General features: G+C 45.2%; 17 protein-coding genes. 5 read left to right on the plus strand and 12 right to left on the minus strand.

The window, feature by feature from the left end:
* Positions 1-628 precede the first annotated feature (628 nt).
* A complete protein-coding gene (locus FC07_RS08565; RefSeq protein ID WP_057904689.1) occupies positions 629-820 on the plus strand; it encodes a hypothetical protein in 192 nt (63 codons plus the stop codon).
* Between the two features lie 32 nt (positions 821-852).
* Here FC07_RS08565 and FC07_RS08570 read toward each other — a convergent pair whose 3' ends face one another.
* Positions 853-1725, minus strand: coding sequence for an NAD(P)-dependent oxidoreductase (locus FC07_RS08570; protein WP_057904690.1), 873 nt, complete (start codon positions 1723-1725; stop codon positions 853-855).
* Positions 1726-1736: 11 nt separating this feature from the next.
* On the minus strand, positions 1737-2522 hold the full coding sequence (locus FC07_RS08575) for a carbon-nitrogen family hydrolase (RefSeq protein ID WP_057904691.1): 786 nt from the start codon (positions 2520-2522) through the stop codon (positions 1737-1739).
* Between the two features lie 143 nt (positions 2523-2665).
* Between FC07_RS08575 and FC07_RS08580 the strand changes: the two genes are divergently transcribed.
* The 3 genes from FC07_RS08580 (at position 2666) to FC07_RS08590 (ending at position 5555) form a co-directional block, all read left to right on the plus strand.
* A complete protein-coding gene (locus tag FC07_RS08580; RefSeq protein WP_057904692.1) occupies positions 2666-3568 on the plus strand; it encodes a DUF5067 domain-containing protein in 903 nt (300 codons plus the stop codon).
* Positions 3569-3706: 138 nt separating this feature from the next.
* The gene (locus FC07_RS08585) at positions 3707-5128 is read left to right on the plus strand and encodes an MFS transporter (RefSeq protein WP_268888237.1); all 1422 of its coding nucleotides are present in this window, start codon (positions 3707-3709) and stop codon (positions 5126-5128) included.
* The gene (locus tag FC07_RS08590) at positions 5121-5555 is read left to right on the plus strand and encodes a MarR family winged helix-turn-helix transcriptional regulator (RefSeq protein ID WP_057904694.1); all 435 of its coding nucleotides are present in this window, start codon (positions 5121-5123) and stop codon (positions 5553-5555) included. Before FC07_RS08585 ends, FC07_RS08590 begins: the two co-directional genes overlap by 8 nt.
* A 48-nt stretch (positions 5556-5603) precedes the next feature.
* Here FC07_RS08590 and addA read toward each other — a convergent pair whose 3' ends face one another.
* The 8 genes from addA to FC07_RS08630 form a co-directional block, all read right to left on the minus strand.
* On the minus strand, positions 5604-9263 hold the full coding sequence (addA, locus tag FC07_RS08595; protein WP_057904695.1) for a helicase-exonuclease AddAB subunit AddA: 3660 nt from the start codon (positions 9261-9263) through the stop codon (positions 5604-5606).
* A gap of 4 nt (positions 9264-9267) precedes the next feature.
* Positions 9268-12810, minus strand: a complete 3543-nt coding sequence (locus FC07_RS08600; RefSeq protein WP_057904696.1) for a PD-(D/E)XK nuclease family protein — start codon at positions 12808-12810, stop codon at positions 9268-9270.
* A 145-nt stretch (positions 12811-12955) separates the two neighbouring features.
* Positions 12956-13615 (minus strand): HAD hydrolase-like protein, encoded by a 660-nt coding sequence (locus FC07_RS08605; protein ID WP_057904697.1) that lies wholly within the window; start codon positions 13613-13615, stop codon positions 12956-12958.
* Positions 13616-14004: 389 nt separating this feature from the next.
* The gene (locus tag FC07_RS08610; protein WP_057904698.1) at positions 14005-14535 is read right to left on the minus strand and encodes a hypothetical protein; all 531 of its coding nucleotides are present in this window, start codon (positions 14533-14535) and stop codon (positions 14005-14007) included.
* Between the two features lie 180 nt (positions 14536-14715).
* The gene (gene spxB, locus FC07_RS08615) at positions 14716-16458 is read right to left on the minus strand and encodes a pyruvate oxidase (RefSeq protein ID WP_057904699.1); all 1743 of its coding nucleotides are present in this window, start codon (positions 16456-16458) and stop codon (positions 14716-14718) included.
* Positions 16459-16700: 242 nt separating this feature from the next.
* The gene (locus FC07_RS08620) at positions 16701-17570 is read right to left on the minus strand and encodes a C40 family peptidase (protein WP_057904700.1); all 870 of its coding nucleotides are present in this window, start codon (positions 17568-17570) and stop codon (positions 16701-16703) included.
* Positions 17571-17798: 228 nt separating this feature from the next.
* On the minus strand, positions 17799-18080 hold the full coding sequence (locus FC07_RS08625) for a hypothetical protein (protein WP_057904701.1): 282 nt from the start codon (positions 18078-18080) through the stop codon (positions 17799-17801).
* A 102-nt stretch (positions 18081-18182) separates the two neighbouring features.
* Positions 18183-18428 (minus strand): hypothetical protein, encoded by a 246-nt coding sequence (locus tag FC07_RS08630; RefSeq protein WP_155797788.1) that lies wholly within the window; start codon positions 18426-18428, stop codon positions 18183-18185.
* 205 nt (positions 18429-18633) lie between these two features.
* On the opposite strand from FC07_RS08630, the gene larD reads away from it, so the two are divergent.
* A complete protein-coding gene (gene larD, locus FC07_RS08635) occupies positions 18634-19350 on the plus strand; it encodes a D/L-lactic acid transporter LarD (RefSeq protein WP_057904702.1) in 717 nt (238 codons plus the stop codon).
* Between the two features lie 51 nt (positions 19351-19401).
* Here larD and FC07_RS08640 read toward each other — a convergent pair whose 3' ends face one another.
* Positions 19402-19635, minus strand: coding sequence for a hypothetical protein (locus FC07_RS08640; RefSeq protein WP_057904703.1), 234 nt, complete (start codon positions 19633-19635; stop codon positions 19402-19404).
* 36 nt (positions 19636-19671) lie between these two features.
* On the minus strand, positions 19672-20631 hold the full coding sequence (locus FC07_RS08645) for an SAP domain-containing protein (RefSeq protein WP_155797789.1): 960 nt from the start codon (positions 20629-20631) through the stop codon (positions 19672-19674).
* Positions 20632-20710: the final 79 nt, after the last annotated feature.

Here is a 20710-nt window from a genome sequence, read left to right on the forward strand (position 1 = left end):
AGCCATGATTGCTTAATTCAAAATCTAAATTGTCTAACTTTTCTATTGCACTTCATGAAGAGGCAGACGCTTTTACGTCACAACTTTAATTTTAATGGTTTACATGAATGAATCGCTTATGCGGATGTAGGTAAAGGCCTAATTCGTTCATAACAATCAAGATCAACGTTGCCATTACCAGACCCACCCCAACTAGAATCATTGGTGAGCTCACTGTTAGAATAAAGTAAAGGCAGGTTAGGATAACGACAATTTGTAACAGCAGCAAGGAGCTTTGTATGTGCGGCGGTTTGGGCTGATCAGATTTCATTGCATTCATTCCTTTTCATTTGAGATACCTGTATTCTAGCATAGAAATTTGGGAAAGCCAATTTTAAAGCTGTCACTTTTAAGCCATTGATCGATATTAATTCAAAAAATAGTCGCGAGATTGTTCTAAATTATGCGTTAGAAACGGCGCACCAGCACGGCTTTAAATGATTGATAAAGATTTTTTTAATTGGACGACTGAAGGTCTCAATTTAAAATTGGACAGGCAAATTTCAATATAAAGATTGCGCCGCCTGCCGTTTCTTGTTAGGCTTAAGGTATTCAATTGGTATAGGTTTGCAAACAAGGAGGCTGCCCCATGACAACTAAAACTGAGTTACAACAGCATTTAGCACTGGTTGATTCAAAAGCTTTTTGTTCAAGCATGTTGGTCCACGACACATTTCGTGCCTGCTTACACCGTAGCGCCGTTAATTTAGGCTTTATCGAACAAGATCGACTGACGCCTGCGGGCCATCAATATTTAAAAAAGAACATTCAGCCTTTGTAATGACTAACGATTGGCAAGCGCCAATCGTTTTTTCATGCTTGCCACCACAATTTGATCAAGGCTTGTGTGCCAGCATCCCCTAACTGTTTGTCATCAACCAGTTGGGTATATAACTGTTTGGCTTGTGCGGTGGCTGGTAAATCAAGCTGCATCCGCTGAGCTTCTTGTAAGGCGATCCGTAAATCCTTGAGAAAATGCTTCGCGAAAAACCCCGGCGTATAATCCTGTTTTAAAATCCGTGGGCCATAGTTGCTTAAACTCCAGTTGGCCGCCGCGCCTGCCCCAACAGTTTTTAACACAGCCGCTAAGTCAAGCTGCGCAGCCTGTGCATAAACCAGCATTTCCGTTAACCCTGTCATGGTGCCCGCAATCATAATTTGATTGGCCATTTTTGTATGTTGGCCTGCACCGTAATCACCAAACCGGACGATTTGTTGGCCAAAAACGTCAAAAATTGGTTGCATCGCTGTAAAAACAGCTTCCGGTCCGCCAACCATCACGGTTAACGTGCCTTTTTGGGCGCCAATATCCCCGCCAGAAACCGGCGCATCTAACACTGATAACTGTTGCTGTTCACCAGCTGTCCCAATTTTAACGGCCAAACTAGGCGTGCTGGTGGTCATATCGATCAACGTGGTCCCTGGCGTTGCCCCAGCCAACAACCCTGTTTCGGCATCAAAATAAACCGTTTCAACATCGTTGGGATAACCCACCATGGTGAAAATCACATCATTATCTGCGGCTAATTTCCGTGGCGTGGCCGCCCAAGTTGCGCCGGCCTGTAAAACCGTTGCCGCATGTGCTTTGGTTCGATTATAGACTTGTACCGGATAACCTGCTTTTAACAAATTCTGAATCAAGCCTGTGCCCATGACACCCGTGCCAATAAACCCGATTTTTTGCATTTTGATCACCTTTATCCTTGATAGAGTTCAGGGCGCCGATCCGCAAAAACCGGCATCCCACCACGTACTGTTACCACTTGTTGCAAATCTAATGTTGCCGTTGTAAAACCCGGTTGGGCGGCTAATTGCGTCACGACTTGCCCTAACGGATCGTAAACCAGCGAATGACCACCAAATTGATCATTGGGGTTTTCGCCAACACAATTAACCGCCACCACAAACGCCTGATTTTCAATTGCTCTGGCGGCTAACAACTGCTGCCACTGCTGAATGCGTTGGGTTGGCCACTCTGCCACCACAAACAATACTTGTGCCCCGGTAGCCATTTCACAACGAATCCATTCTGGAAAACGCAAATCGTAACAAATAATGCCGGCAGCTGGTACAGCTTGTAGTTGAAATAGGTTCGGCCGCCGCCCGGCCGTTAAATACTGGTCCTCCGCCATTAAACCGAATAAGTGTACTTTGTCATATTGGCTTAAAAGCTGCCCTGTGGCGTCAAAGGTATACATGGTGTTATAATCATCACCATCCCGCCGGGTCGCCACCGAACCACCCACAATGGCAATTTGATAACGCTGCGCCAAGCTTGCTAAAAAAGCTTGGGTAGCTTGACCATTCACATCACTATTTTGCTGTAAGTTTTGAAAGGCATACCCGGTACGCCACATTTCTGGTAACACCACCACCTGACACTTTGCTTGTGCCGCTTGCGCCACGACTTGTGTGACTTGTTGCTCATTTGCCGCAATCGCATCGTACTGCACAGCTAATTGAGCTAAGCCTACTTTTAACACCTGCGCACATCTCCTTTCATGCCAACTGCAACATTTATTTTTTAAGCGTAAGCAGTTTCACAAAATTTGTCAACGTAAGCAATTTCTTTCACTGAAAAAGCATGCTACACTGAAAGCAACTTAATCATAGGGAGTCTGACAGCATGTCAAAAACAACTACGCTACTTGTTACCCTGCTTTCTGCTGGGTTATTACTCACCAGCTGTGGCAAGCAAGATCAAACCAAACTCACGGCCTCTGAATCCTCTAGCTTGGCGGCCACGAAGAAAATGTCCCACTACACCTTACAGCAAAAATTCGTTGCCATTACAGATGCGACAATGGGACCTGTGCAGCTGGTCAACAAGCAATCCAGTAGTGCCAATGCACAGTTGAATACTAAAATTAGCAAGGCCACACAGAAGATCCAACAGATTCAAACCGATCTTAGTCGCAATCAAACCAACAGCGCTTTAACCAACAAGCTCAGTCATTACGCCAAAACCAGTTTGAAATTACTAAATTCGATCACGGCTGCAAATAGCAATCAATACTCTGAAAACTTCACCAAATTAAGCAATGAAACACAGAAAATTGCCAAAGCAGACTTTAATAATGAACTCCCAAATTCTTATCAAAGTGTGTTAACCTACCAAGCAGAACATGGCACTTATGCCAGTGGGAATATTTTAAATACCCCTGACTTCCGGATTTCCTTTACTAAAATTCAAACCATGACCACTTCCGGCGGTGATACAGTCTTACTGTTAACGTACACTTATCACAACAAGCGGGACACCACGGCAACCCCTGCCACTGACCTGGCCAAGTACGGTAGCTTCCATCAAGGCACAACCACACTGAAAAGCACCACGCCAACCACTTCAGATAGCACGTTGACGCAGTCCTTAAACCAGGCTACCCAAACCGTAGCAGCTGGCAAAACCGTTACTGCCGCAACGGCCATGACGATCAGCAGTACAGATACTGCCATTGAATACAATGCCGTTCAGCCTAAGAATCAAAAATCACTGGGAACGATTACGATCAATCTGAAACAATCATAGTCACCAGCCTCTAACAGCATGGGCCTTTACGCCATGCTGTTTTTGTATGCGTTAGTCCTTTTCAAAACCTTGACAAAGTCATCAAAACTCGTTATACTTGCGCACGCAATTATTTTATAGTAAGAAGGTAATGTGATATTGGGAACACAATCTAAAAATAAGTGGCTGATTTTGATCACCACATCGTTGATGACCTTTATGACTGTGTTAGACGCTTCAATCGTCAACATTGCCATGCCAGCTATTTCAACTGATCTGAAAATCCCAATGAATCGGGCTGAATGGGCGGTCTCATTTTACATTATTTTGATTTGTATGCTGATCACCTTATTCGGTAAACTCGGTGATGAGATCGGAAAAATTCGAATTTTCCAAACTGGCACGGTGATTTTCATTTTAGGTTCATTGCTCTGTGGATTAAGCCACAGTTTGGCCATGCTTCTCAGTGGTCGCTTGGTCCAAGCGCTAGGTGCCAGTATGACCATGGCCACTAATTTTGGGATCATTACCCAAATTTTCCCACAAAACCGGCGCGGTCGTGCCTTGGGCATTCTCAACAGCTTTGTCTCCCTTGGCAGTATTGCTGGCCCTGGAATCGGCGGGTTGGTGCTACAAACTTGGACTTGGCAAACAATTTTCATGATCAATGTGCCGGTGGGCTTGTTCACCTTTGGCTTAGGCCTTTTTGTACTACCGCATCATGCACATCCTTGGCGTTTTCAATTAGATGGTCGCGGGTTTCTATTATGGGCATTAGCGATTCTCAGCCTGTTCACAGCCATTTTCTGGGGCCAAGAAATCGGTTTTACCCAATGGCGCATTCTCGGATTAATCGTCCTAGCCATTGTGCTATTCGGCTCATTTTATCACGTTGAACAACATCAAGCGCAGCCCATGCTGAACTTTAAAATTTTTAACAACCATGAATTTACGGTCGGGTTAATGTGTGCGCTATTAGTCTTTGTGACCACGTTCTTTGCCAACGTGTTAATGCCATTTTACCTTGAAAAGACATTGGCTTTAAGCGCCTTTGCAGCGGGCATCGTGTTAATGGGGATTCCGATCATGATGCTGATCACAGCCCCAATTAGCGGTGCGTTAGCCGACAACCACGGTGCCCAAGGACTAACCTTTACTGGCCTAGTCCTGTTGACCCTTGCGGAGACTTACTTTGCCATCATGACGCCACACCAATCATTTTTATGGATGATCGGCGCTATCTGCCTATCTGGGATCGGCATTGGCATGTTCCAATCCCCTAATAATTCGATTATTATGTCCAGTGTGCCGAAGCAGTATTTAGGGATTGCAGGCAGTTTAAACGGCTTAGCACGGGAAGTTGGCATGATTTTAGGGTTATCTTTAGCCACTTCAATTTTATATTTAGGCATGAGCCAGCGGGCAGGCCGACACGTCACAACTTATGTCACAGCCCATCCTGAATGGTTCGTCACCGGCATGCATTTGGCATACGCCGTGGCAACACTTTGCGGTATCATTGCCTTATTGTTAACTGCACGCCGTTTATGGCTGGAAAGACGAGGGATGTCACATGAATAATGGCCTTTTTAAATGGCTGGCCATTGCCGATCGTCACTTTAAAATGACCTTAGACCGTGAATTAAAGCCATTACATTTAAACGCGAGTAACTATTATTACTTACTTCGCTTAAACGAGCGCCCTGGTATGAGCCAAGAAAGTTTGATCAGCTTGATGTACTTAAACCCTAGTAATATCACGCGGGCCATTCAACAATTAGTGCAACTTGGTTATGTCATTAAAGCCAATGACCCCGCCGATCGGCGTAGCGTTCATCTGACACTAACGGCGGCTGGTCAAGCACTGGTACCGAAGATCCAACAATTGCTCAAACGCCTTAATCAACAAGTCGCCACCGTTTTAGGTGATGATTCAACTGTTTTTCAACAACAATTGGAACAATTGGCTAAAATGGCGGTGCGCCTTGAAAAAGGTCAACCACTCTAAAAAATAAGCGTTAGCCTGTGATGATATCACTCTGGCTAACGCTTATTTTTAAACTGCTAATAAATCACCACTGGCTAATAAGTACAAATAGCGCTGTGTCACAGGCCGTTGCAATAGTTGTGCCAATGCAGCAGCATAGAGATTGATTTGGCCACGATACCGTTCTTTTAACAAGGCCTGGCGTTTTTCCGGTTGCTTTAAGCCCACGTGATCCGTTTTATAATCGAATAAAATCACATCTTCCGGCGTTACAAGATAACCATCCATGATACCGTGGATCAAGACTTGCGCATCTTCACCTGCTGGTAATTGTTGGAACAAGCGCGTTGCCGGTAATAATAATGAAAATGGCATTTCACGCTGGACCGCCTTTGGATGCAGCAACAATTGTTGTCCCAACGTGCTCTCAAAAAAGGTCATCAACGTTGGTAACGCAATTTTAGCGGCAACTTCTGTGGTTAATAAGCCCTGCGTCACTAATGTGTCAACTGTCTCCCCTAAACTGGCCAATGTTGGCTGCTGCGTCAAGTCCACTTGTTGAAGGACCAAATGGGTCGCAGTTCCAATTTCAGCTGGTGTCGGTTGCCGCGTCGTCTGTAAAAATTGTGGCGTGGCAAAATCTTGTTGCACGTAACGTCGCTTTCCCTGTGGTGTTTGCAGATCCAATTGATTCATTTCCAAAACATCTGGATCCGCAAATAGTTGTTTCACTTCTGAAACAGATTGATAAGCTGTGGTGCTGGTACTTTCTTGATAAGGATATTGTAAACGTAACACTTGTTGAATTTGATCCACATCGATGGTGGTTAATTCAGCTGGTTGTAGCGGTAACCGCCAGTCGTTGTCTGCTTGTTGTGGCGCCATCGTCGTCGTAAGCTGGGCCAGATCTTGCGGTTGCACAAACGTGATTTTAAAGGCTGTTTGATCTGCCGCCAAAACCGGTGCTGGTTGGCCTTGATCCAACCACTTTTCTGGGAACTGCGGTTGTCGGACCAAACAATACCCGAGCCAATCCATAAAATTATTGGTATCCCGGCGCAAGCTGTCATTTAACACCAACTGTTGACTTTGTAAGCCACGTTGCCATTTGGCCACCGCCGCTTCCTGACTCGGATAAGTGCCCACCAAATAAAGCTGCTGCTCAGCCCGCGTCAGTGCCACATACAACAACCGCATTTCTTCAGCGGCCTGGCGTTGTTGCACTTGGGTCCGCAACAATGCCTGTTGTGGCGTCGGTACTTTCACCCGCTCTGTCGGCTCCAAATAAGTAATGCCCATGCCGTAGCGGTCATCTAGCACATAATCCTGACGTAAACTGGCCTGATTAAATTGATGGTTCCCGTCCATTAAGAAAACAATGGGAAACTCTAGCCCTTTACTACCGTGAATGGTCATTAATGCCACCGCATTTTCTTGACTCACAGTGGGTGCTTCGGCTAAGTCCTGATCCTTTTCCTGCATTTTTTCAATAAACCGTACAAATTGGAATAAGCCTTTGAAACTGCTGGCCTCATAGGCGTGCGCGCGCTCATAAAGCGCATGTAAATTGGCTTGACGCTGGGCACCTGCTGGCATCCCACCAACATAATCTAAAAAGCCCGTTTCCTGATAAATAGTCCAAATCAGGTTCACCAATTGATTTTGCCGCGCTAATTGCCGAAATTGCGTGAGTTGCCCTAAGAAGCGGGTTAATTTTTGTTGGAGTTTGCCTTCAAAAGAGCCGGTAACCGCCCGCTTTTGAAACGCCAGTACGGCTTGATAATAGTCCCCGGTGCGCTGATTAATGCGCAATGCAGCGAGTTCATTTTCCTTTAGGCCCACGATCGGTGACCGTAAAACAGCCGCCAGTGGAATATCCTGGTAGGGGTTATCGATAATCTGCAACAAGGACAACATGATCTGGACTTCCGTTGTTTGAAAGTAGTTTTCGGTGTTCGCCACCACCAGCGGAATTCCCATGACTTTAAAAGTTTCGGTTAACGCTAAATTATTTTTGCGCGTTGGTGCCAGTAATGCAATATCACCATAAGTCACGGCCCGCATTTGTTGCGTTTGCCGATCATATAATTGCCCGTGTGCCACTAAAGCTTGGATCTTCTGGCCCACTATTTGGAGCTGGCCCTGCGTTTTATCTGGACCTGCCTTTTCGTCAGTGGTATACAGCAACAATTCAGGTTGCGCGCTTAATTCAGGATACTTGGCACCTGGAATCAAACGTGCAGCATCATCATAAGGCATTTCTCCCACCGCTTCATCCATGAGTTGACTAAAAATCAAGTTGACAAAATCTGTTACAGCTGGCGCAGAACGAAAGTTTTCAGCTAAAATAATCCGCTGATCCGGCGTGTCTGAATTTGCAAAAGCCTGATATTTTTTCAAAAACAGGCTCGGATCTGCCAAACGAAAGGCATAGATCGATTGTTTGACATCCCCGACCATAAAGCGATTGCCTGGCGTCGCCTGCGCAACGGTGGTTAAAATCGTTTCTTGCAATCGGTTAATATCTTGATATTCATCCACCAATACTTCTTGAAATTGTTGTTGTAAATTAGCTTGCACTTGCTGACCCTTAGGGGCCTTTAAAATCGCCAATGTTAAGTGCTCTAAATCACTAAAATCTAACACTTGCCGTTGCCGTTTAGCTTGGGTAAATGCGGCTTGAAATTGTTGGACCACGATCACTAATTGCTGGACTAAAGTGCCAGCGGCAACCATGATCTGCTGCGTATCGTCTGCTGGCAGTTGAAAATAAGCCGTCGCCAAAGTCACCACCGTTTTTTTAGCTTGGTCGCGATAAGTGGCAATGGTATTTTTAGCAGCCAAAGCGGCTGGTTCTAAATTGCGCAATGATGGTGCCCGCTGAAATTTAAAGCCTGTTAACGCTTTTTGAATCTGATCCCAGTCCCCCTGCGCCACTGTTTGGCGCAAAGTTGCTAATTGCGCTTGATCCTGGGTCAGCACTGCGCCAAACTTTACCAGGTCCGGCTGCGCTTGTGCAATCGTCAATGCGCTGGCTAAATCGCGTTGCGCTTGCATCAATTCACTTTCCAAATAAGGTTTTAACTGTTGCTGATAAAATGGGGTTTCAGTTAACGGTTGGTTGCCCACAACATATGCCTGGGGTAACGCATTGAGCCAAGCTTCCGGGTCTGGATTTGCATTCGCAAAGTCGAATAACCGATAAACAAGCTCGGTTAGCCCATCATCACTTCGATCATTCGAAAAATTTTGAACCAGTTGCGGAAAACTTGGACTGCTGGCGTACAACTTTTCACGCAGCTCATTCCAAACATCTTCCCGTAATAACAGTTGCTCGGTATCATCTGTTAACAGGCGAAAATTCGGGTCTAAATCGATGACATAGTAATAACGCTGGATCACGCGTAAACAAAATGCATGCAAGGTGCTGATCTGCGCACTGCCTAACAGCCCTAATTGCCGCCGTAAACGTTGTTGCTTGGTACCAGGTGCTAACTGTTTCAGTTGTGCCTCTAGCGCAGCTTGAATCCGCTGGCGCATTTCAGCAGCCGCCGCTTCCGTAAATGTCACAACGAGCAATTGATCTAAGTCCGTGCCTTGCAAAATTTCTTGGATCACCCGTTCAACGAGCACCGTTGTTTTCCCAGAGCCTGCTGATGCAGACACTAAAATATTGTGTCCCCGGGCGTCAACCGCGGCCTGTTGATGCGCTGTAAATTTTCGTGCCATTGGCTTAGGCATCCCCTTTCGTCTGTTCATGACGCAACATTTCGATCACCTTTTGCGGTGTCAACTTATCCAATTGATTGTATTGATTTTCCGGTAACATCGCATCAAATTGGAAAATCGGCTGGTAAGGTGAATACTGTAACGCTGTATGTTGATCTGGCCACTTCACTGGATTTAACGCATCTGCCCCAGCAAAAATAGCGGTACCGGCGGCTTTGATCAGCGCCGCGTTATGGGCTAGCAATAAGTCCAATTCTTGCGAAGTGACCAGTTTGCTATCCCGGGATGCATAGCCATGACTAATGGTTTTTTGCAATGGATAGACCGGTGAATGGCCAGTACGTGCTGCTGCCAAATCTTCATCTAAAGCCGCTAACAAGTTTTCATCATTCAATAAAATACCATCGTATTTATTGGCCGCTAACACAGCTTCATCAAAACTTTGTTTCAAAACGTCCTGTAATTTTAATTTAGGATTTTGCAAGTGCAAATAAACAGCCCCTGCTGGCTGAACCGTTTGATGGTCGGCACCTGTAAGGGTGGACACATTTTGCATCACAGCCGTTAAATAGGTCAGCATTTGTAGTGCTAAGCCGTAATAAGCATCCCGAAAATTAAATTGGTGGGCGCTTGACTTATAATCCACAATGCCTAAATAACGCTCACCCGGCAATACCAATTGATCGATTCGATCAATTTTTCCTCGGACTTGGACCACTTTTTGATTGGGCAACTCAAACCGTAATGGTTGTAACCCCTGATCACTCCCCACATGCCCAAACAACACTTCGGTTTGCAAGGGTTCCATTTTCGTGCGTTGCCCTTGTTGCCGCATGGCAAACCCCATTTGCCGGACGGTTTGCACCAATTGCTTGGCCAAATAAGCCATGCGATTGGAGCTCTTTAAAATCTGAAATTGTGGCTGGGCTTGTAGTTCCTGACAAATCCGCGTCACAAGTTTGTCAATTGCAGCTGGCGCTAGTTGCGCAATCGACTGACCTTGCGCTTTGATCTGTGTCAACAATTGATCTAACGCTGCATGGTAAAACTCCCCTGTACTTGCCGGGGATAACTGGAAAACATCGCGTTCCTGCAGCTTTAAACCATACTTCAAGAAATAAGCATACTGATTTTGGTAAAACTCTTCTAACTTGGAAATCGACGTGTTGATCAATTTGCCATATAACCCTTGCACGATCTCCGGGCGTAACGGCTCCGGCTCATTGTGATAGGTTAAACCTGCTAAGGCTTGGTCACTTAAAGCGGCTAAAGCTGGCTGACGCCGAATTTCTTGATAAAGTAGGCGCCATACCGCTGGTAGCGGCGTTTTTTCAGACTGTGCCTGCCGCACGATTTGTACTAATTCAGACAAGACCACCCGTGGTGCCCCTAAATAAGGCTGCACTGGACTGGTTAGCGTTGGCGCGGGCACAGCTTGTGGTTCCACTTGAAACTGCTGTTGTAGGCGTTGCACATAAGGTGACAATTGCAGCGCCCCAGCATCATCTAACTCTGGGCATGTAAAAATCAACTGTTCCTGTGCGTTTAAAAAGGCCAAATAGTTTAAAAAGGCCTCACCAGCAAATCGTTGGGTCAACGACTCGCTGAGTTGCATCGTCGCGGGTAAATAAGGTGCTAAGCGTTCCTGATCTTGATCACTTAATAATTGCTCCTGCACTTGCCGGTCCGGCATCACCTGGTCAGTCGCCCCAATAATAAACACAATTTTACGCGGTGCTCCTTGTACAATTCCTGTTTCAGAAACCAGCACTTGATCTAATGTTGACGGAATCTGGGCATAACTGGCACCGTTGAACCCAGCCGTTAAAGTCGCTAAAAAATCCGCGGCCACAAACGGTTGCGCGCCTAGTAGATCCACGTATTCATCCAACAGCTTACAGAATGTTTGCCACACTTGTTCCGGTTCAGCGGCTGTGGTGAGATCTCCAACTGCTAGTGCTTGATCGCGCCACGCCATTAACCGTTGTGGGACCCCTTGTTGGACTAGAAATTGATAAAGGACGGTGATTGCTGCTGTTCCTGTATCGGCAGCTGCCATTTTTTCAAAAAAAGCTGGCAACGTTGCCTTAACATAATGACGAATTTGATTCACTTGTTCCGTAATTTGCTGATCTGCTGTGGTTTCAACACCAAAATCATGGTCGGCAAACCGATAAAACTGCCAGTCTTCTTGGCGCAACCATTGCTGGCCTTCAAATCCATACTTCAACACCATGTTTTCCGTCAAATCAACAGCCTGCCGATAGGCCGCTACGGTGAGATCCTGCGGACGTAAGAGTTCGGTTTTTAACAGCCGCATCATATCCTGATAGCGATAATAACGCCGCTGAATATTAAATAACGCTGTAATCAATTCCAGCAAAGGGTGGTCTGCCATTTGATGCGTCAAATCCGCAAAATATGGAATCTGTTGGGCTTTAAAAATCGGTGCTAAAATCGTTTCGTAAGGTGTTAGATGACGCGTCATAATCAAAAAATCACGATAACGATACCCTTTTTCCGCTACCAATTGGCGAATACGCGTAGCGACCTGTTGCAGCTCGCGATACCGATTCGGTGCCGTGATGATCTGCAAGCTGGCTGGATCGGTTAAAGGCGCCGCTGCTGGTGTCGCAGTGCCATCAGTGGAGGCCTGCCAGTACTGTTCCACAGCCAATAAGTCTGCTGTCCGAGCTGGTTTTGTACGGACATCCATTAAAACTGGGATCTGACGTTGACGTGCAAACTGGTAAAGTTGATGATACAGCTGAGCCGGCTTAAAAAACAAACTCTGGGGATCAGGTACCGTGGTGGCCGCTGGCTGATCTAACATCAGATCCAGCACCACACTTTGACTTTGTGCCATTAAGACTTGCACCAAACGCTGTTCTTGCCCCGTCATTTGGTTATAACCGGCAATGATAAAGTGCGTGTCTGCCAAAGAGATTTGCTGTAAATAATCTGCTAAAGTCGTTAATAAATCGGTATTGGCTAAATAACGCTGCTTAAAGGCCGTGACAAAATCTGGGTAGAGCACCTGTAAATCATGCAGTTTTGCCACCAAATCTTGATTGGCATCCTGGGGCAAATCAGCAATGACGTCCGCCAGTAATGCTGGAGTTAACTGTGCCTGCTGTAAGGCCACCAATTGCCCGGCCACCATGGCCACAAAACCAACCTGCTGTTGCTCACCACGAAAAATCGTTAATTCCGTTTGGTGCACTTGTAACAGTTGTGTGACCAGCATATTCAATCCGGCCTGATCTAAACGGGGCAATTGATAATAAGCCGTATTTTTCATGAAATACCAGGCTAGCCGAGTAAATGAAAAGACTTGCAACCGATTTTGCGCATAAAACGGCTGATCCGCAGCAGTGGCGGCCTTTAAGGCACTGAGCACCCCAACTTCTGTACCAAACTTAATATGGTTGGGAATCAAATAAAAAAAACGGTCATGTGGTGCCTTTGCCATTGCTTGCTGCAGTAAAGTGACTAATGTGGCCTGATGATCGCCACTAGCCGGTCCAATCACAAACTGTAAACTCATTTTGTTCCGTCCTTTCGTTCCGAAGTGCTTCTAGTTTAACATAGAAACGCATTTTAGAACATATGTTCACGGCTATTTAGTCGCAAAAAAAGCCCGTGCTTCTATTAAGTTAGAAACACAGGCTTTTGCTAACGCGTCTTTTCAGTTACTTGGCAAATTCTAAAATGCCTTTCAAACTCTTGACCTGATGCTGCGGTTCAACGGTATCTGGTACTGGATCGTCGTGCCGGTTGATCCAAATCGCCGTCCAACCCATTTCAAGCGCTGGTAAAATATCAGTTTGATAGTTCGCTGCCACGTGAATGTGATCAGGTTCAAATTGCAATTCCCGCTGTAATGTATCAAAGAAGCGAATATCTGGTTTATAAGTCTGTACCATTTCTGATGTACATAAGGTAACCGGTAAATTCAACTTAGTCGTGTGCGCCATGACAATATCATCAGCGGTATTGGCCATAATCGCAATATTGTAATCACGGTTAATTAACGTTTTCAACGTATGTTCGACATCTGGAAAAAGCGGCAAGTTTTGCAATGCCGCAATCAAATGGAAGTAATTCCGTTTAAATGCACGATCCTTAATGCCAAAATGATAATCTAAGGCAATCAACGCATCCCGCAAAACCAGGTCGTAATCAACGTAAGGGATTACATTACCCGGATCAGCAATATAATCCGCAAAGGTTGTCCGCGCCTCTTTTGCATCCACCCCATCAATTTCGTTTGCAATTGCCTCAACGCAATCAAATAAGCCAGTACGATCAAATAAAGTGTCGTATAAATCAAAACTGATCCATTTTGCCATGTCTATCGTCCTCTCAAACTTTCTCTCTGACGTTAAGTATACACCAGCTCAGGTGTATAGGACACCTTTGCTTTGCAAAGGCTTTATCTTCACTGGTTGTCCAGTCTTGTGGGGGTAAACCGCCCCGCAGGACACATGGCACCAGCTCAAGTACATAGGGTACCTTTGCTTTGCAAAGGCTTCATCTTCGCTGGTTGTCCAGTCTTGTGGGGGCAGACCACCCCGCAGGACACATGGCACCAGCTAACTGATCTAAGGTACCTTTGCTTCGCAAACGTTTTATTTCCGCTGGTTGTCCATTGCTACAGGCACAACCTACACATCCGAAACACACCGTTGACTCAAAAAAGCAAGCAGGCGTGTGAATCACATGTCTGCTTGCTTAAAGGTTATGCAATGACTAATTGTTGTGTTTGAATCACGCCTAAAACACCGATAAAGGCAGGTACTTGTTGCAAGGCTGTTGCCACTGTTTGTTGGGTGCCTGCTGCTGCCATCACATATGTTTTGTTGTACTGCGGTACGGCTAACGTGGCGTAGGCAATCACCCCTAAGCGGCGTTTGGTCATCAAGTCAATGGCTTCAGCTAAGGTTGCAGCCCGTACCAAATAATGTTGTTGGTCATGGGTGGTCATTTTATAAACCGTCAGTTCTTGGGACCAACTCATTGTGGGTTTGATCGTGGTTGTTTTCGTTGTCCGCCGACGCCGGCGTTTGGGTTGTTGTGGGCTCAAGGTCTTAATTTGTTTGGTTAAGTCATCAATAATAGCATGTAACTCTTGAATTTCATGACAGGCCACACAAGTCTGCGGCTGACTGCCCGCTTCGTGCTGTGCGTTGTCATGATCGGTATACAAATTTGCCAAGTAAACCAGCAATTTATGCTGATTTTCTTTTAATTGTTGCCGCTTTGCTTCCATCTTCATCACCTATCATTTCAGTCAATATCAAGTATGCGTTAATATTACAACAAGATTACAAAGGTGTCAAATTTATAACAAAAGCGTTACCAACTTATCTATCTCAACACAAAGCAATTAAAATCAGCGCTAATAAAAAAGGATCGCATGACATTTGCAATCCTTTCTTCCTTTACAAACTTAGGCTTTTGCTTCAGCGTCTGCCAACAATTGGCGGAATGGCACCAGGCCTTCTGCACGATACTGCTTCACAAAGGCAGCGACTTGAGCTGGATCTTGTGTTTCAGGATCCAATTGTAATTGTTCAACTGGTAATGGGCGTAAATTAGAGATCTTCACATCGATTACAACAGGCCCTTTGCGGTCTTTCGCAGCAGCGAAGGCCGCTTTTAATTCGGCTAGATTGTGCACTTCATAGCCATCTGCACCAAGCGCCTTTGCAGCGTCACCAAAGTCCCCGTCAATCAAATCAACCCCTGAATGTGGTTGCTGATTATCGTCTTGTTCGCCTTCAATGAAGCCTAGGCTTTGGTTCGTTAAGATCACATTGATAATTGGCATATGATATTTCACTTGGGTCAACACATCTTGCATGACCATAGCCCAGCCGCCATCGCCGGAAATGGACCAAACTTGACGATCCGGGTAATAAGATTGTGCCCCAATGGCTGCTGGCAATGCATAGCCCATTGTGGCATACCAGCCAGACGTGGTAAAACGTTGTTGTTGGTCTGCTTTTAAGAACCGCATCCCGTTAATCGTCACATTTCCCACATCCGTTTGGAAAATCGCATCATCAGTTGCCATATCGTTAATAGCCTTGAAAACGGGTTCCACATGTAATGGGGTGCTGTCATCTGTTTCCAATGACGTCAACCAGTCACGCCAGTTCGCTTTATTGGCCAAAGCCGCTTCATACCAAGGGGTTGTTGCCGTTGGTTCTGAACGATCTAATAAGGCCTTCAACGTTTGATGTGCATCTGCCAAAATTGCAACATCCACACTGTGACGACGTTTAAACTTAGTGCCATCAATATCAACTTGAATGTACTTTGCATCTGGTGCAATAAAGTAAGGCTGGAATGGGAAATCAGAGCCTAAGAACAGCACTGTATCAGCGCCACGCGCGACTTCAACCCCTGGTTTTGAGGCTACACGTCCAGCTGAACCCATATTGCCTTTATAAGAATCGGGTACGATACCTTTGGCTAACGCAGTGGTCACAATTGGAATATGCATTTTTTCAGAAAAAGCAATCAAGTCTTCACGTGCACCACGAATGCCTTGGCCCACATAGATCAATGGATGCTTTGCAGCTTTTAATAAGGCCAATGCTTCATCTACTTTGGTTAAATCAGGTGCCGGATAAATTGGCTTTTGATAAAGGTTTGCAGATGACACATAATCGTCTTCGATTTCCTGCCAGCCTAAATCTTTTGGTAACGTCAGGACGGCAACCCCCTGATGCGCATACGCTTGCCGAATGGCCTCATCGACCACATGTGGTAATTGTTCGGCGGTCATGATCGTCCGATTGTAAACAGAAACATCCGCAAACATTGGGTTTTCATTCATTTCTTGGAAATAGTTGGTATTCATAACAGAAGTTGGGACTTGGCCCACTAAGGCTAACACAGGGACATGATCATATTGCGCATCATACAGACCGTTTAGCAAGTGCACCGCACCAGGGCCAGCAGAACCAAACGTCACACCGATTTTCCCTGTCACTTTGGCTTCCCCAACAGCCGCTAAGGCGCCGACCTCCTCGTGACGCACTTGCACATAATTTAAGGTATCCTGACGATTGTGAAGTGCATTCATGGTTGAATCAAAGGAACCACCAGGCAAGCCATAAATATTCTTGACGCCCCAGCTTTCAATGACCTTCAACATTGCATCTGCCGCATTAATTTTTGTCATGTTATAACCTCCATGTCTGACCATCATTTTTAAGCATCAATTGCTTTTGAATTTTGCTTACTAAAAATAAGTATATTTTTAGTATAGCACTTTACTTACTAAATACAAGCAAAAGTAAAAAAGCACCACCGACTAACTTCAGCATACTATGTGCTGGCCTGACAAAGCGACTAATATGCACAACTAAAAACCGATTTTAGGCCAAAAAAAACGCCTGTTACCAGACGTTTGTCATGACTAATTTAGTTAACATGGACCCCAAATGAAGGTTGGAAGTAAGAATTGATGCTTTGTACTTCAACACTTTGACCAGGTTGTGGGGCAGCGATATATTGGTTATTACCAATATAAACGGCGGTATGATAAGTTGAACCTTGGTTGCCCCAGAACATTAAATCACCAGCCTGTAATTGGCTAACACTAACACGTGAACCTGCTGATTCTTGTGCAGTAGTCGTCCGACCAATTTGTTTACCGGCTTGATTATAAGCATATTGGGTCAAACCAGAGCAATCAAAACCGCCGTTACCCGTACCGCCCCATGCATAAGGTACACCTAATTGAGACTTTGCAGCATTCACAATGGCTTGGGCTGTGTTATTTGAATAAGTGCCAGTTGCTGTCGGCGTAGTTGATGCAGTGGTCGCAGCTGCCTGTTGTTGGCTGGTAGCTTGTTGACCAGCAGCTTGATACGTTGCACCCGTTTGAGCGGTTGTTGCGGCTTGCGTCGTCGCTGCCTGTGCAGTGGTTGTAGCTGCTGTGCTGGTTTGAGCCTGAGCTTGACCAGCTTGAACAGTCGCCGTTTGTTGGTCAGCAGTAACCTGTAAATATTTACCTGGAACCCATTGATCCTGGCCAATATTGTACCAAGTTTCACCATAAACTTGTTTACTGGCTGTAATATTGACTTGATCCCCTTCAGTCAAATAACGAACTGGTTGTGGTGTTTGGTCAACGTTGTTCCAAACGGTTGTTGCACCGCCATGATACGTGACAGTCCCCGTTGTCGCTGCCTGAGCGGCCGTTGATGTTTGCAAACTGATCACCGTTGCACCAGCGACCCCGATCACACCAGCGGTGATTCCTTTTACCAAATTACTTTTCATTTTCATAAAGCGCGCATACCCCTTAATATCATCTTTTTTCATTTTTCCTAATGTTAACTATACCGGCTTACCGTTACAACCCCGTATCGGTAAAATGACAACTATATTACAAAAACGTGAAAGTCTTGCATTCAGTTTAATTTCGTGCTAGTTTGTCACTTTCTGAAAGAAAATCACATTTTGAGTTGTTGACAATCACAAAAAAAGTCAGGCCCATTGCTGAGCCTGACTTTTTTATTCTGGTAAGTTTTTCAAATGCTTCTTGAGATACGCCAATAACTGCGCCTCATTTCGAAAAACACGCGGTCGTTTCTGACCGTGTAGCCTTAGATTGATCTGATTGATCTTCATACGTCCTGTCCAGGTATAGCTGTATTGTACGACATAGCGATTATTTAACAGCTTTTTCCCAAACCGCAGCACGTAATAATTTTCAGACGCAATCAGTGGCGACACGTAATTTTTTTTATATTTAAAGCCATTCGCTTTTAAATAATTTTTGGTTTTACTAAGCATTGATCGCCACTTCCTTCCGCCCGATTTAAAGCACTAGCTAATGTATATAATACAAAAATTTGGGCTTAAAAGCTAGCAAATCAATCTAATTTATGCTTTTTACTATAGGCGTCCTGTATAAGTCATGAAACTAATGTAACAAGTATCCCCATCTGGTAAGTCATAACCTGTGTTCACGCCACTTCCATTATCTTCGTGTAGTACCATGAATTCACCTGAACCAAAATCTTGCGAATTTAAATAAGTGACTAATTTATGATCGCACTCTTCCAAAGTTTTACCAGTCACCATACGGCGGTTCCAACCACGGTTCACTTCACTGTTTTTGTTCGTATTAATTGCAGGCATTTTATCGCTCCTCTTTATAAAAACTGTCTTCTATTATACGCACTTTTCTTTCAGAAAACATAAAGAACTAATGAATTTGGAAATTTTTCGAAAAAATCCAATTTTTTTCTGAAACCTTTGGTATACTAGGAACTTGTACGCATCATTTGCTTTTTCATGAAAAGCACATTACATAATTGTTTAGCATAACAAGGGGGAAAATCAGTTGATTCATCAGATGTTGGCAGAATTTATGGGAACCGCCTTAATGATCGTTTTTGGGGTCGGCGTTCACTGTAGTGAAGTTTTGAAAGGCACCAAATACCGTGGTTCCGGTCATATTTTCGCCATTACAACTTGGGGTTTTGGTATCACCGTTTCATTATTTATCTTTGGTAATGTTTGCATCAACCCAGCCATGGTCTTGGCGCAATGCCTATTAGGCAATATCGCTTGGTCATTATTTATTCCTTATTCTGTCGCCGAAGTCTTAGGCGGGGTTGTTGGCGCCGTGATTGTTTGGATCATGTACGCTGATCATTTTAAGGCGTCTCAAGACGAAATTTCACCGATCACCATTCGGAACCTGTTCTGTACAGCACCTGCTATTCGGAACTTACCTCGAAATTTCTTCGTGGAATTCTTTGATACCTTTATCTTTATTGCGTCTATTCTGGCTATTTCAGAAATTAAAACACCTGGGATCGTCCCAATCGGCGTTGGTTTGCTGGTTTGGGCTATCGGCATGGGGCTTGGCGGTCCAACAGGGTTCGCGATGAACCTGGCGCGTGATATGGGCCCACGGATCGCTCACGCGATTTTACCTATTAAAAATAAAGCAGATAATGACTGGCAATACGGAATCATCGTTCCCGGGATTGCACCTTTCGTAGGTGCTGCCGCTGCCGCATTATTCATGCATGGTTTCTTCAATATCGGTTAATTCCATTCAAAAATCCTTGGCAGTTTGCCAAGGATTTTTGAATGCCTTTTTTTAAACCATATCCCACAAAAGATCTTTATCAGGGGCCACCGTGTTAGCAGGCACCACATCAAAGCCTAACGCCTTCCCTGCGTCAATGGCGCCACCGGCAACCGTTAACAGCGTTTGTTGTTGGTAGGCTTGCTTAATCGCAGTACTAGCCGCTGCCAGATCATCAAATTGCGCATAGTAGCTGGCCCGCAAACCACCGTTAAAGTAAAAACTAACTTTAAAATATTTATTCACAGTTTTTCCTCTTTTCTCATTTACTAAAAGGATACCCTAAACCGGCTTATTTTGAAACGTTTGTCGCCCTAATTCTTGGTAAAAAGTTGCCAATTGTGCCCCCTGCTGCGTCAAGGTCCAGGCTAACACTTGCCGCCGCTGCGCTGGTTGCATCAGAATCGTCGGCAATGCTAATTCGTCCTGAATTGTTGCATAAGCCGCTAAAATATCGGTCAGATCCAGATTATCTTGTACCATTAATTGTTGAAAACACTGACTGTAATAAGCTTCGACCTTATAATAAGTTAACCGATAATCAAAACTGCGTGGTGTTAAAGCATGCTGACACGCCTGTTGCGTGTGGCACATGGAAACACCTGCCAGCTCAAAATCAACACAGCGCAACAAAGCTAGCAACGACTGCCCCGGCTGCTTAGCCGCCCAAGCGGCTTGAAACCGTAAATGCTGCACTAAATATTGTTGCGCAAAATCACCTTGCGTCTGTGCCGCTGTATTAGCCGCCGTCAATAACTGAGCCACACAGGCTGTTTCTGATAAGCCAACAGCTGGTAATTGTTGCCGCTTGGCTTGTTCAAAGTCGATGATGCCTGGAAAATAGTGACAGTGTACCCACCAACTGGTTGTGTCACAGGTCAATAACGTTTGCCCAGCTGGCGTCACTTGGTAATAGCCTTGCGGAAAATCCGCCTGCCACTGATCCGGTGTGACTGCTGCAAGTCGCGCCACTAACTCAGCTTTACGACCACTGATTTTAAGTTGCTGCCGCCGTAACACAACTTTCAAGGCCGCCACTGTTTGTTGGGGTAACACCACCAGCGCGTCATGACTAACTTGCACCAAGTGCTGTTTGAGCAAAGTTGGCAAGATCTGCTGTGGCGTCACGTCATAGTGTTGCCAAAAAGCTTGTTTAAACTGATAGGTTTGCGGCTGTCCTGCAATGAGATGTAAGGCAATCACGAACTGCGCCGGTGTCATATAGTGCCCCCCTTTTGCCATGCTGAATAGCTTTCATTGTAAAGCGCCACGCCAAGCTGTCAACCTGTGTGAATCTGTGAAAACGGTATGAATTCTTCAT

This window comes from Loigolactobacillus bifermentans DSM 20003 (assembly GCF_001434575.1).
Classification (GTDB): Bacteria; Bacillota; Bacilli; order Lactobacillales; family Lactobacillaceae; genus Loigolactobacillus; species Loigolactobacillus bifermentans.

Bases quoted from the DNA above. Each gene is read 5' to 3' on its own strand.
- FC07_RS08565 (WP_057904689.1), top strand. From the start codon at position 629: ATGACAACTAAAACTGAGTTACAACAGCATTTAGCACTGGTTGATTCA.
- FC07_RS08570 (WP_057904690.1), bottom strand. From the start codon at position 1,725: ATGCAAAAAATCGGGTTTATTGGCACGGGTGTCATGGGCACAGGCTTG.
- FC07_RS08580 (WP_057904692.1), top strand. From the start codon at position 2,666: ATGTCAAAAACAACTACGCTACTTGTTACCCTGCTTTCTGCTGGGTTA.
- FC07_RS08590 (WP_057904694.1), top strand. From the start codon at position 5,121: ATGAATAATGGCCTTTTTAAATGGCTGGCCATTGCCGATCGTCACTTT.
- addA (WP_057904695.1), bottom strand. From the start codon at position 9,263: ATGGCACGAAAATTTACAGCGCATCAACAGGCCGCGGTTGACGCCCGG.
- FC07_RS08600 (WP_057904696.1), bottom strand. From the start codon at position 12,810: ATGAGTTTACAGTTTGTGATTGGACCGGCTAGTGGCGATCATCAGGCC.
- FC07_RS08605 (WP_057904697.1), bottom strand. From the start codon at position 13,615: ATGGCAAAATGGATCAGTTTTGATTTATACGACACTTTATTTGATCGT.
- FC07_RS08610 (WP_057904698.1), bottom strand. From the start codon at position 14,535: ATGGAAGCAAAGCGGCAACAATTAAAAGAAAATCAGCATAAATTGCTG.
- spxB (WP_057904699.1), bottom strand. From the start codon at position 16,458: ATGACAAAAATTAATGCGGCAGATGCAATGTTGAAGGTCATTGAAAGC.
- FC07_RS08620 (WP_057904700.1), bottom strand. From the start codon at position 17,570: ATGAAAATGAAAAGTAATTTGGTAAAAGGAATCACCGCTGGTGTGATC.
- FC07_RS08625 (WP_057904701.1), bottom strand. From the start codon at position 18,080: ATGCTTAGTAAAACCAAAAATTATTTAAAAGCGAATGGCTTTAAATAT.
- FC07_RS08630 (WP_155797788.1), bottom strand. From the start codon at position 18,428: ATGCCTGCAATTAATACGAACAAAAACAGTGAAGTGAACCGTGGTTGG.
- FC07_RS08645 (WP_155797789.1), bottom strand. From the start codon at position 20,631: ATGGCAAAAGGGGGGCACTATATGACACCGGCGCAGTTCGTGATTGCC.